At 67.3% G+C, this 12,070-nt stretch carries 13 protein-coding genes; 2 read left to right on the forward strand and 11 right to left on the reverse strand.

Translation table 11 applies throughout. The annotated features are described in order from the left end of the window. Window positions 1–258 precede the first annotated feature (258 nt). The gene (locus ACQEU6_RS32230) at window positions 259–1,026 is read left to right on the forward strand and encodes a hypothetical protein (RefSeq protein ID WP_499336878.1); all 768 of its coding nucleotides are present in this window, start codon (window positions 259–261) and stop codon (window positions 1,024–1,026) included. Continuing rightward, the gene (locus ACQEU6_RS32235; RefSeq protein ID WP_499336879.1) at window positions 1,023–1,553 is read left to right on the forward strand and encodes a hypothetical protein; all 531 of its coding nucleotides are present in this window, start codon (window positions 1,023–1,025) and stop codon (window positions 1,551–1,553) included. The genes ACQEU6_RS32230 and ACQEU6_RS32235 overlap by 4 nt, the downstream gene beginning before the upstream one ends. 140 nt (window positions 1,554–1,693) lie before the next feature. On the opposite strand, the gene ACQEU6_RS32240 is transcribed toward ACQEU6_RS32235, so the two are convergent. The 11 genes from ACQEU6_RS32240 to ACQEU6_RS32290 form a co-directional block, all read right to left on the reverse strand. Further along, window positions 1,694–4,393, reverse strand: coding sequence for an AfsR/SARP family transcriptional regulator (locus ACQEU6_RS32240; protein WP_499336881.1), 2,700 nt, complete (start codon window positions 4,391–4,393; stop codon window positions 1,694–1,696). Next, entirely contained in the window at window positions 4,390–4,785 is a 396-nt protein-coding gene (locus ACQEU6_RS32245; RefSeq protein ID WP_499336883.1) for a pilus assembly protein TadG-related protein, read from the reverse strand. The genes ACQEU6_RS32240 and ACQEU6_RS32245 overlap by 4 nt, the downstream gene beginning before the upstream one ends. A 56-nt stretch (window positions 4,786–4,841) precedes the next feature. Then, window positions 4,842–5,264, reverse strand: coding sequence for a TadE/TadG family type IV pilus assembly protein (locus tag ACQEU6_RS32250; protein ID WP_499336884.1), 423 nt, complete (start codon window positions 5,262–5,264; stop codon window positions 4,842–4,844). 26 nt (window positions 5,265–5,290) lie between these two features. Continuing rightward, window positions 5,291–5,686, reverse strand: a complete 396-nt coding sequence (locus tag ACQEU6_RS32255) for a hypothetical protein (RefSeq protein ID WP_499336885.1) — start codon at window positions 5,684–5,686, stop codon at window positions 5,291–5,293. Beyond that, window positions 5,683–5,865 (reverse strand): hypothetical protein, encoded by a 183-nt coding sequence (locus tag ACQEU6_RS32260; protein WP_499336887.1) that lies wholly within the window; start codon window positions 5,863–5,865, stop codon window positions 5,683–5,685. Before ACQEU6_RS32260 ends, ACQEU6_RS32255 begins: the two co-directional genes overlap by 4 nt. A gap of 61 nt (window positions 5,866–5,926) precedes the next feature. Then, window positions 5,927–6,823, reverse strand: a complete 897-nt coding sequence (locus tag ACQEU6_RS32265; protein ID WP_499336888.1) for a type II secretion system F family protein — start codon at window positions 6,821–6,823, stop codon at window positions 5,927–5,929. Beyond that, complete coding sequence (locus ACQEU6_RS32270) at window positions 6,820–7,698, reverse strand: type II secretion system F family protein (protein WP_499336890.1); 879 nt, start codon at window positions 7,696–7,698, stop codon at window positions 6,820–6,822. Before ACQEU6_RS32270 ends, ACQEU6_RS32265 begins: the two co-directional genes overlap by 4 nt. Then, the gene (locus tag ACQEU6_RS32275) at window positions 7,698–8,912 is read right to left on the reverse strand and encodes a TadA family conjugal transfer-associated ATPase (RefSeq protein WP_499336892.1); all 1,215 of its coding nucleotides are present in this window, start codon (window positions 8,910–8,912) and stop codon (window positions 7,698–7,700) included. Before ACQEU6_RS32275 ends, ACQEU6_RS32270 begins: the two co-directional genes overlap by 1 nt. A gap of 143 nt (window positions 8,913–9,055) precedes the next feature. Beyond that, a complete protein-coding gene (locus ACQEU6_RS32280; RefSeq protein ID WP_499336893.1) occupies window positions 9,056–9,868 on the reverse strand; it encodes a hypothetical protein in 813 nt (270 codons plus the stop codon). A gap of 4 nt (window positions 9,869–9,872) precedes the next feature. Next, entirely contained in the window at window positions 9,873–10,571 is a 699-nt protein-coding gene (locus tag ACQEU6_RS32285; protein WP_499336895.1) for an SAF domain-containing protein, read from the reverse strand. A 776-nt stretch (window positions 10,572–11,347) separates the two neighbouring features. Next, window positions 11,348–11,965, reverse strand: a complete 618-nt coding sequence (locus ACQEU6_RS32290; protein WP_499336897.1) for a hypothetical protein — start codon at window positions 11,963–11,965, stop codon at window positions 11,348–11,350. Window positions 11,966–12,070 lie beyond the last annotated feature (105 nt).

Below are 12,070 nucleotides of genomic sequence, written 5' to 3' on the forward strand. Positions count from 1 at the left end.
TGATGTCTATGCTGCACCATGTTCACTTTGGTGGCGGTGCTAATTGCTCTCGCGGCCGATCTCAGGAGGAGGCCCAAGAATGCAGCCGGATCGAAGTCGCGGCCGGGCCCCGGCCGAGGATAGGATGATGGGTCTGTGAGCGATACTGCGCCCCCCTTTAGAACCCACTCCCGCCGCCCTCTCGTCTTCCTGTCTGCAGGTCTGGGCACAGACATCGGACCAGTCTCGTTGATGCTCCTCGGTGGCGGATTCCAGCCTATGCATTGGACCGAAGTCACCGAAGGCGGAATGGCCCGGAGCCTGGCCTCCAGGCTGAGCAGATGCACCGCCCTGGTCGCGATTGTCGACCGGCCGCTTGTAGGTCCCGCGGTCATCCTGGAGATCGGCGCGGCCTTGGGGCGGGGCCTGCCGGTGGTCATCCTAGCGACGAACGCCGATGCCGCTACAGGTATCGGACCGGTGCTCCAAGACCTGTCGACGATCGTGGTCAAAGGTGATCAAAAGGCAGCTGGCACCCGCCTAACCGAGACCCTCCACGCGCTGATCGAGGCGCAATCGGCTGATCCCGGCACCGGTCTCAAACCAGCCCACGCCATTCAGGGCCCACCCGCTTCGGCGGTCGGTGTCACCTTCGAGATGAAGGTGGCCAGCATCTTGAAGGAGCAGGGAGCGCGAGTCGCCCCCGAAAGGCTAGACCAGGCGCCTGACACCGGGTACGACCTAGCGGTCTGGGTCGACGGGCTCCCCCATCCGAGCCTCAACCCCGTACTCATCCAGGTCAAACGAAAGCTCAAACCAGGCAGAGGTAACGACAGTGCAGCTACTGCCAAGGAGCACCTTCAGGAAATACTCGCCGCCCATAAGTGCGTGCTTGGACTGATCGTCGTCGACGGTGCACGGGAGCCCGACTGGAGCATTACCGCGGTTTCTGCGATCGCGACGATCGGAGCCGACACTCTTGCACGTACCAACCTCGCCGTGCTTCTCAACAGCGGACGCAACCGATGGGCGCACCAGGCCGGATGACCCCCTACGACGTGGCGCGCATCCAGCGGGAACTCGAGGGGCTGGATACTGCCGCGAACACCACTGCCAAGGGGAACAACCTCCAGCATTTGACCGACTACCTGCTCAGCCAGATCCCCGGCGTCACCATCCGCGCCAAGAACATCCTCGACCACACCCGCAGCGATGAGAAGGATCTCTGGATCCGCCATTCGGGTGTCTGCGGCCTCCCGTTCTCCGACCTGTACCTGCCGGTGGAGTGCAAGAACGAGCAGCGATCCACCTCCGCGAGCGAGATCCGCGACTTCGCCGCCAAGATCCGCTACAGCTCCGGCACCGACGGGCTGCTGGTCACCCGGGCAGGGCTGAGCGGCGCCCCAGGCCACCGGGCGCATGACGCGATCCATCTGGAACTGGCCAACCAGGTCCGGATCACAGTGATTACCTGCGCTGACGTCGGCAAGCTCACCGATACCGACGATCTGGTCGAGCTCCTAAACGAACGCTTCTTCGAGCTTAGGTCGAACAAGACCTACGTATCCATCTGAACCGGCCCGAGAACGTCAGTTCCGCACTGGCTCGACGATGACCAGCTGCCTTGCGATTGTCCACTGAATCGCGGAATTGCTCAGACCGCGCTCGCGTGTCCGCGGAAGTGTTCACCCGAGCGCGGGACTTACACCATCCGTCATGTGTGCGGGGGTGTTTGAAGCGTTCGGAGGAGTTGGTGGGTGCGGTCGTCGGGTTCGGTGTCGAGGTCAGCGAGGCGGGTGGACAGGAGCTGGTAGGTGCGTTGGGCGGCGTCGGCATGGCCGAGTTGGGCTTGGAGTTGCATGAGGTCGCGGTAGAGGGGCTCCGCGTAGGGGTCGAGGGTTATGGCGTGTTCTAGGGCAGCGACGGCCAGGTCAGGCTTGTCGTGCTGGAGAAGGCGGGCCTGGCGGGTGAGGGCGTCAGTGACGGTGAAGCGGAGGTGGTCGCGGTAGGTCTCGGCCCAGTCGTGGGTGAGGTCGGTGGCGAAGTCGCCAGTGTAGAGGTCGGTGACAGGGGTGAGCGCGGTGATGCGTTCGGGGTCGGTGGTGGCGTGCCGTGCGTGGTCGAGGGTCTTGGTCAGGCGCCACAGGTCGGTGTCGATGAGGTCGGTGTCGAGGCGGTAGTTGCCCGCGGTATGGATGACGTACATGGGTTCACGGAGTCCGGTGGCGGTGCGCAGGGTCTTGCGGATGTTGGCGGTTGCGGTGTTGAACTGGTTGGCGGCGGCCTCGGGGTCGTGGTCGGGCCACAGCGCGCCGATGGCCTGGTCGCGGGTGATTCCGTTGGGTTGTAGGGCCAGGTAGGCGAGCAGGTCGCGGGCGCTGCGGCGGACGCCGGTGGTGATGGTGCTGTCTGCGGTGTGAATGCGAACTGGGCCGAGCAGTTGCAGGGAGACGGGACATGATCGTTGTCGACCGCTGGGCCGGGGCTGCGGGAGGGGCTGGGATTTGGTGTCCGATTTGTTGGGGGCGCTGACCTCGTCGAGGGGCGTCCTGGGTTGCGGGGCTTGGGGGGGCGGGGAGGCGCCTGTTGAGGTGCGGAGGGTGTCGAGCATCGCTTTGGCGTCGTCGCCGGTCAGATGGAACAGTCTCGTTCCTGTGAGCCTGTCGGCGTGGGGGCCGTCGGCTTGTACGACGGTGGCGTCGTCGGAGAGGTGCACGGTGGTCCCTGCTGAGCAGGGGCCGAGGATGAGGGCACCGATTCCGTAGCGGCGACCGAGCTGGGTGATGGCGTGAACGGTGGGTGCCGTCGCTTCGGGGATCGCGGCGACCAGCAGGAGGTTGGGGAGGGGCTCGGCCGGGTCGGTGGCGCGTACGGCGGCCAGATCGGTCTCACTGGCAGCTTCCAGAAGCCGGGCGCGACGAAGAACCTCGGCCTCGAGCTGTGTGATGGCGGCCTCCGGCGTGGGCGTCATGGTGAGCCCTGGGACGCCGGTGAAGGCGGTGTCAGGGTAGAGGATCTGGGCGTCGGGCCGTGGGATGAGGATTTCGGCGCGGTCGCGGTGAGCCTTGGCGAGGAGCTCGGTGGTGGCCGCGCGAGCGGCACCCTGGGCGCCGCTTCCGGCCAGGCCCAGGTTCAGCCCGGGCAGCGGGAGCGTGATTGCCGTGCGGTCGCGGGTGCCCAGGGTGATGTGGTCGGCTGCTGGGGCGGTGCGGTCTTGGCCGACCAGCTCGGCGTCGGACGGTATCGGGGCGTCGTGATCGGCGTAGACACGATCCAAGTGGGCTTTGCGGGCCTTGGCGACCGGTTCCGGAGGACCCGATGGGCTGGCGGAAACGTCCGCGGTGTCGGCGAGGGGACGGCTGCGGCGGCGGTGCAGGCGAGTGGCGGCTACGGCGAGACTGAGCGCGGCGGCGAGGCCGAGGCCGAGATAGGAACCGGACGGCAGGGTGATGGCTGACGACGGGCGGTCCTCCTCCGCGTTCTGCAGCTTGGGCTGGGGCGGTTTGGCGGGCGAGCTTTCCTCTGGCGGTGCGACGATCGGGCTTGGAACCTGCGACGGCCCCTCCGCCGTGGCGCTGGATCCGGTGTGTGGAGCGCGCGGCGCATGGCTGCCTTCTCGGCTCTGCCCGGGCTTTGAAGGACCGCTGGTCTTCGCAGAGCCCGGGTTGCGGGCCGGTGGTGGAGAGGCCGTCTTTTTGCCGGCTTGGGGAATCCTGACGCGCTGGCCGGGGTGGATGTCGTCGGGGTCAGTGAGAGCCGGTACTCCGTCGGGCTGGTCGACGATGCGGCTGGCCTTGAAGATCTCGAGGTAGTGGTCGCCCGAGCCGTAGGCGCGACGGGCAAGGCCCCACAGGGTGTCGCCGCGATGGATGATCCGCGTCCGCCACGTCTGCTGGTCGGGATCTGGTGTCTGGGGCGTGGCGTCGCTGAGCAGCGGTTCCCACTCCGTGCTTTGGGGAGGGAAGACGCTGGGCTCGTGCGCTGAGGGTGTGTCTGTGCTGGCGTGAGCGGTCGCCGATGCCGGTGCGGACAGGGCTGCGCCAGTGCCGAAGAGGAGGGTGGCGGTTGCGACCAGATCCCGTGCCAATAGTTGCAGGGGCCGGACCGGACGCGGCAGGGAAGGAGTCGTACGTCCGGCCAGGTAGCAGATGGTTTCCGTGCAGGTGGTGGCGGCGAACAGAGTCCAGGCCGTCCAGCCGAGCAGCCTTACCGCCGTCAGGAACAGCCGGTTGTCGGTGTCGGGGCGCAGCAGTGTGGCGGTGATCTGGTCCCAGGCCGGAACGTGTTCGGGGATGGGCGAGCCGGCCACGATGTACAGGCCGGTTGGGACTCCGACCAGCAGGAGGGCGAAGACCGCGAGGGCGCCGAGTCCTCGCAGGATCTCGGTGGCGCGGGTGCGTCGGGCGTGGGTCATGGCTGGGCGGGTCCTCGCACTCCGGTGGTCAGGTTCGCGGTTGCGGCACCGTCGGCACGCAGGTGGCTGATTCCGATGACGGGTAGGAAAAGCGCGGGCCGGGTGATGGTGACGTGGACCTGGATGGCGCGCGTTCCGGACGCGGTCACCGTGCCGGTGTAGCCGCCCGCCCGCAGGTAGTCGCGTGCGGCGCGGACTGCGGCACGGCGGTCGATGGTGAACGCACCCTCGGTGTAGGCGCGGTTGAGGTCGACGCGCCCGGCGCCGGCGCGGGCGGCCTCTTGGGCTGCGGTGGTGGCGTCCTGGCGGGCTTCGAGTTTCTGCTCGAAGTCGACGACGGCGCCGAAGAACACCACCACTACCAGGGTGAGGATGATGGCGAAGATGCTCACACTGCCGGCGTCGTTAAGGCGCTGTCGGTAACGGCTGATCCATGAGGGCAAGGCAGTCACCGCGTCTTTCCCCGATAGGGGTCGACAGGGGACCGGTGAGTCTTGGTTACGGTTCGTGATCCCGGCATGCTCGGTAGCGCCACGTCGGTGAGCCGGATGACGCAGGTGATCCGCGCCGACACTGTCCCGGCCTGGCCCACCGAACGGTGGAAACCGGATAGGTCGAGTTGGACGGTCGGGCGGCAGTGCAGTCCCCGGTCACTCAGCGTCGCCATGGCGCTCGATGTCGCGTCCGCGCGGGCTCGGGCGGGGGTTCGGGCGATGGAGGCGTGTCGGGCCGCGTCGGCGGCGGCCTGGGCGACGACGGCGCCGCCGTGCTGGACGCGCATCGCCACCAGCAGCCCGGCCAGGAACGTGATGAACAGCGGTGCGAGGATCGCCACCTCAACGGCGGCGTTCCCGGCGTCCCTCGCGCGCAACGGTCCCCTCTGCCCGTTACTGCTCCTCATGGCTGCTCGATGGTGAAGCGTTCTCTTGCGCCCCGTGCCGTGCGGCTGATGGCGATATCGACGCCGGGCAGAATCGAGGGGGCACTTCCAGCGACGCGGACGGTGATGGTCGTGTCTCCGGACACGGTCACGTCCGGTGAACGCAGGACGGGTTCGGCGTGAGCGAAGGAGATGGCGGCGGAGCGGCCGTCGGCTGCGGTGCCGTGTCGGGCGCGAGCCACGCGTAGTCCTTCTTCCGCCGATGACAGCGCCACGTCACGGGCGACCGAGACCATGACCGCTTGCAGTAGGCCGAGGAACAGCACGCCGACGGCGGGAAAGACGATCGAGGCCGTGACGGTCGCCGATCCCGTCTCCCGTCCAAGACCTCCGGCCCGGTTGCGCCGGTTCATGGTCCGCTGGAGCCGGGGATCTTGCTGAGCCAGCCGTTCACCTTCCCGGCGACGGCGAGGTAGACGGTGAAGGCCAGGCCGGCGAATCCGGCCACGATGATGATGGTCTCCACCACACCCGACCCCCGGTCTCGACGGATGTCGAGGTCCGCGAGGCGGTTGAGAACGGCGATCGTCATGCGTGCCGCAGCGGTATTGAGCGTGTTCATGGTCCCCCGAGTCGGTGTTGCGCTGTTGGTGTTAGCCGGATGCCAGGAGCTTGGAGAAGAACGGGAAGCCGATCAGGATCACGAAGCCGAGCATCAGCAGCGAGGTCGGTACCCACATGGCGGTGGTGCGGGCATTGGCTTCGGCGCGAGCAGCGGCGGACGCCTCGTGTCGCATCGAGGTGATCTTGGCGATCAGGACGTCGTGCATCTTGGCGCCCTCGCCACCGGCGATCTCCGCGGTGTGTGCCAGGTCGGTCAGATCCCGGACATCGATGTCGGCGCCGAGCTGGGCGAGTGCACGCCACGGCTGTTGCTGGCCATGCCGGGCACGGGTCAGCGTCTGGTCGATGCGCTGGAAGGGCCATCCGTCGGCGATCTTCGCGGGGTTCTCCAGGGCGGCGTTGAGCGCGGCGCCGGCCTGGCGTTCCAGGACGACCAGTTGCAGGTAGGAGGTGAAGGCGTAGCGGAAGTCGCGGCGGCGCTGCCGGGCCTGGGAGCGCACGTTCCAGTCCGGGACCAGCGACAGCGCCGCCGCCAGGACGATGCCCGCGAGGAGTGGAACGGCCCACGGCAGTCCGCCGCCCGCCGCATTGATGAGGCAGGTCAGCATGGATGGGGCGGCGAGTCCGGTGAGGAACAAGGCCAGCTTGTCGATCATGAAGCGTTCGACTGGACGGTCCAGCAGTGCCAGGTCGGCTCGAGGAGCAGCGAGCATCCCGGCCGGACGTGCGACACGTTCGACGAGCCACTGTCCGACCTGGTCAGCGGTCGTCGAGCCGCCAGTGTCCACCGAAGCGGGCGGAAATGGCACGGGTTGGACGCGGGCCAGAACGGCATCGAGACGTGGCGGTGCGGGCCGGAACTCCCGGACGAGCACGATGACCCCGGCGGCGGCCAGGCAGCCGGCGAAAACGGCAAGGAGGGTCACCTGGTCACCTCCTGTTTGGCTACTGGGCGGGCGATATGCAGGAAACGGGTGCCGGTGGACAGCACGGCCAGGCGCCGCATCCACCACAGCCCTGCCGCGTAGATCCCGACGACTACCGCCAGCACGCTTTGACCGAGAGCGGTGTCGTAGGGGCCGGCGAGGGTGTCCGACGATGCGAACAGCACACTGAGAACGCCGACTGACGACACGATCACGATCAGTGTGGTGCGCAGTCCCGCCCGCTCGGCCTCGACGTCTCGGCGGACGATCACCTCGTGCTCGACCGCGTCGGCCAGCAGGCTCAACGCCTCGCGGGTGCCGGGGCCGCGGCGCCGGGCCGCCAGGAGGAGCGAGCAGGCAATGAGGTCGCCGATGGGGTCGTCCAGCTCGTCGGCGAACGCCCGCAGTGCTTGCTCGGTACTGGCGTGGCTCTTCAGCCTTCGGGACAAGATTTCGACTGATCCGAGGATCGGCGCAGGTGCGATGCGGGCGCTGTCGGCCAGAGCCTGTTCCAGGCCGCGGCTGGCACCGATCATCTCGGCGAGCCGCCGCGACCACTGCGCCAGCGCCTCCAGCCGTGCGATCCGCCGTTGTGGTGCTCGCCCGGAGAGCATCGGCGGCAGCGCGTACACGCCGGCTCCGGTTGCCAGTGCCGCGACGGGCCACTTCGACAACAGCAGGGTCACAAGGCCAGACACGGCGCCGGCGAGCAGCCGGTTACGACGACCGGGCCATGCCGGAGATCGCAAGATGGTCTGTATCCGGGACGGTGGGCGCCCCTCCGATGCCCCAGGACCGGCACCGGCAACGCCGACGGCGATGAGTAGTAGAGCCCCGGCGGTGCACAGGCCGGCGAAGGCGGCCAGCCAGCCCATCACTGCCAGCTCCTATCAAGGACCGCGGGATCGAAGCCGTGCTCGACGAGTTCCTCCAGCAGGGCTGGGCTGATGTGTCCGCCGCCCGGGGCGGCGCGTCCGCCGGGACCTGGACTGAAGATGAAGTTGCGGGTCGGCTCGGCTGAATCCGCGGGTGGACCGACCTCCATCACCTGTGACACGTACCGGGCGTTGGTGGCCTGGTCACGGCGCAGATAGACGACGAGGGGCTCGGCAAGTCCGAACATCATGTGCACGTCTTCGGCGCCGAGGCCGAGGTCAGCGCGGCGGCCGAGTTGCACGACGCGGCTGAAGACATGCTCGGGACGATGGACGTGCAGCGTGCACATCGAGCCGCGCGCTCCGGAGTACATCACCTCCAGCATCGGTGCGAGTTCGCCGTGGCGGGCCTCGCCGACGATGACGCGGTCGGGGTTGAGGCGCAGGCACGCTGGCACCAGGTCCTGCAGCCGCACCTGGCCGGCGCCTTCGGAGTTGGCCTGCCGTGCTTCGAGCGCGACCACGTCCGGGTGGCGGTGTGCCAGGCGAGGGTCATCCAGGAACAACTCGTAGTCGCTTTCCAGGGTGATGATCCGCTCTTCGGGCGAGATCTCTCCGGCCAGGGCGCGTACGAGCGTGGTCTTACCGGTGTTGACCTCCCCGCACACGATGATGTTGCGGTGCGCGGAGATCGCCGCTCGCAGGAACGCCTCCAGCGGTGCGGTGAGGGTGCCGAGTTCGGTGAGCTGGCGCAAGCTGATGTCGACGAGCCTATGGACCCGGATCGCCAGATGCGGATGCCGCGATACCCAGCCCACCACCGCCAGCCGGACTCCGTCGGCCAGCGCGACGTCCAGCAATGGGGACGCGTGGGAGAACTCCCGGCCGCTGTTACCGCGCCGCGCCAGCAACTGGACCCACTCGATCAGGTCGTCGTCGGTTTCGGCGACCGGCGGACCGGGTTCCTTGGTGCCGTTGGTGTAGCTGATCCACGTTTGACGGCAGCCGTTGACGACGATGTTCTCCACGTCGGAGCGTTCCAGGAACGGCTGAAGCGCTCCCAGTCCGAACCGGCGGTCGAACACCAGTTGCGCTACCCGCTGCTGCTCCGACGCTGAGTTCAAGCGACCGGCCGCCATCTGCTCGTGCGCCCATGCCTGCACCTGCGCTTGGATCAGCTGCCGCGCCCGCACACGGTCCACCCCGTCGGCCAAGACGTCGACCAGCTGTGCCGATATCTCACGCACTGCCGCCCAGACATTCGTCTCACCAGTGGATGAGAGAGCGTTCGGTGCCGCCTGCGCGTGGGGAGCAGCACCAAAGAGCCCCGGCCTCGTGGAGGACCATCCCGATACGGTCATCGGCGGACCCCCGAAGCCGCCAGCGGCGACGCTGACCGCCTCGCTCCATCGAGGGCGGTGGCCGCGGTTTCCGGCTCGGCGACGGTCCCCCGGATACGGTGCCCGAGCACGTCCAGCGACCGAACAAGCAGCGAGGTTCTGAAGGTCAGCCGGGGACGCGCGCCGTCCGACAGGACGCGGGCGTCCGTCGGCGAACACGGCAACTCGGCAAGCACTGGGAAACCCAGCACCCGCTCGACGTCTGCAGCGCTGTAAGCCCCATCGGCGATCAAGCACAGCCTGATCGCCGCTTGCCCGCCCACCAACTCCTTGAGCGCGTCCAATCGAGTTGCGGCGGCATCGACTTGCGTCACAGTCGGCTTGAGGACCATCACCACAGCGTCGGCCGACTTCAGCAACTCGGTCGGGGTATCGGTGCCGCCGACTCGTCCCAGGTCGGCAATCACGTCACCGTCCCAGGCCAGCAGCGCTTCGGCCAGCCGCCGCCAGAGCGGCCTCAGCCGGATCCCGTGTCGGGGATCGCGGACACCATGCAGCAACCGCGCATGCCCGTCGTCCGTGATCGGCACCACGTATTCCTCCAGCGCGACTGGGCCCTGGGGATCGGCCTCGGCTGCCATCGCGAGCCCGAGCAGCCCCGGCCCGGCAGACGCATGCATCCGGTCGGCCATGAACCCCGGCAGCACCCGGCGTCCCATCGGGTCGCACTCGGCCAGCAGAACACGGCCCGGCCAGGCCAACGCCAGCCCGAGCGCGGTCGTCGACACCCCCGGGGACCCGCCCGGAGAGATCAGGCAGTGCAGCGCCATCTCCTCAGCCCCTCATTTCGGTCACCACGAGGACGACCAGCCCGGCCGCCGCCTGCCGCGCCACTCGGCTGCTGTCGGCATCAGCCACCAGCAGCGCCACCGTCATCGCCCCCTCTGCGTCCGGACCCTCCACCTGATCGACCACGCCTGAGACGTCCCGAGCCACACCGACCTGTTCCTGACCCGGCCTCGCGCCCGCGCCTTGCTCCTGGCCGCTGGGCGTGAACACCACGCGGACACGCCAGCCTGGAGCCAGCCCCGGCGGGATCGCGCTGGCCTTCAGCGGCACCGTCACCAGCGCCTGCCCAGGCGGCGGACTTTGCTGCGTCGCGAGCTGCGACGCCGCCAGCAGGGTCCCCTTCCTCAGGCCCACGGCGGCACGTCGCCCGACCACCTCACCCAGCTGACGTTCAGGAACCACCGGCACTGTGGAACCGGTGGCGACGCGAACGACGTCCAAGTCCGCCTGCACGATCTTGTGCCCGACCGCAACATCACGCGCCAGCCGAACCACCGCGACCCGCTGACCCGATGATTGGAACAGGTACACATTCGCCAAGACCGCGAACGCCAGCAGCATCACGCCGGCCACCACCCATCGGGGCCGACGCTGCCGCGCCAGCCGCTTGGACGGCGCGGGATTCGGGCCGCCGGTCAGCTTCGGAACCGTCGGCTTGGGCAGCGTGCCGCTCCTGGTCTTCATGCCACCTCTCATCCGTAGAGTCCCTGCGCCTCGGCCACCCGCAGCCGGAAACTCGTCGACCGCGTCAGGGGCGGCAATGCTCCACCCGATCCGTCCGAACCCCGCCAGGTGCCGCCCCACAGCACGCTCACCCGCACCCGGTAGGCCCCGCCCGGCTGATGCGCGGATGACCGTTGAAACGTGTACGAGCAATCGGTGCGCTGCGCAGATGCCGGACGAGATTTGTCGTACGCGGTTCCAGGACCTGTGCACCGAACGGGGCGTCCGTTGCCCGGGTCGACCGTCATGCTCTGCGGCCCCGCCGACACCTCAACCCACACATCACGTGCGCTGGCCCGGCTGGTGATCGTGTGCCAGTTCGTGACCCAGAACCACTCCGGCAAGCCCACCAAGCCCGCCGATCGCCGCGGTGGTGCAGTATGCACCTTCGGTGCGGGAACCGGCATCTGCGCCCACTTCGTCATTGCCAGTTGCGCGGGTGAAGGCTTTGGTGCCTTACCGCCCTCGGATTCGGGTGCGCACACGACCTGCACGTACTCCTGGAGTTCCTGGCAATCCCGTGGCCTCATTTCTTCGGATTCGATGGGTGGATGATTAGACGAGTGCGATCTCGGTCTACCACTCGGCCTGTCTCTTCCAGGGGAATTGGCGCCGTACTCGTATCCGTGAATGTTGGCCACTGGCGGCAGCGGATCCGTTGGGGGTGACATCAGGTTCGCGATGTTGGCTGAAAGTGACCCTACAATTAGAACGTTGACTGTAGTGCCATACATTTCTCAGCAGCCTTCACCGAGCGAGATTATCTTGACTACGCGCCACTGTCCATCGCTTCCTTTGGACAAGTGTGCCTTGACTCCTTCCTCTCTGAAGCCTCGATTCACCTTCTTTTGCGTGCGGGAATTCTGTAGGCCAGCGTTGCTGGCGTCCAAGCAGTCGAGAAGAATTGCCTTGTCGCCATTGATGCGGACGCTCTGCACGTGCGGGATGGAATTCCCGTAGGAAGTCAAGTCCTTGGCATTCAATTGCTTGGCGCGATTGATTACCCGCGACAACTGGGGATCGGACATGAACCTCGACAACTCTTGCTCGCGGATATCCGTCGGAAGGGAGTCGGCATTATCCAACTGCGCAACAACGTTCGTATACGCGGTCGTCACAGCCTCATCGTCGGATGGCGGGGATGTCGGGGCCGTGGTCTTGGTGGAAGGGAGCGTGGCTGTGCGACCCTCGGTATCGCAGCCCGTCAGCAGGAGCGCAAGACCAATGGCGCCCGGAAGGCAGAGCAGAGCGGCCACCCGTCGGCGGATCGCGATCAAGTTCCTGCCTCCTTGTGTTTGATCATTCTCGGTGCTGCCGCAGCAGCACCACAATGTCGAGCGATCGTAGATGCGCACGGTAGGACTTCGCATCCTTGTCCCGCCGTGAAGAGAGTAAATCTCCGGATGCCTACGGCCAAAGGCGGATGCATATGTACCGAATATGGCGGTATGCCCATAATT

Source organism: Spirillospora sp. CA-108201 (assembly GCF_050936235.1).
In the GTDB taxonomy this organism is placed as follows: domain Bacteria; phylum Actinomycetota; class Actinomycetes; order Streptosporangiales; family Streptosporangiaceae; genus Spirillospora.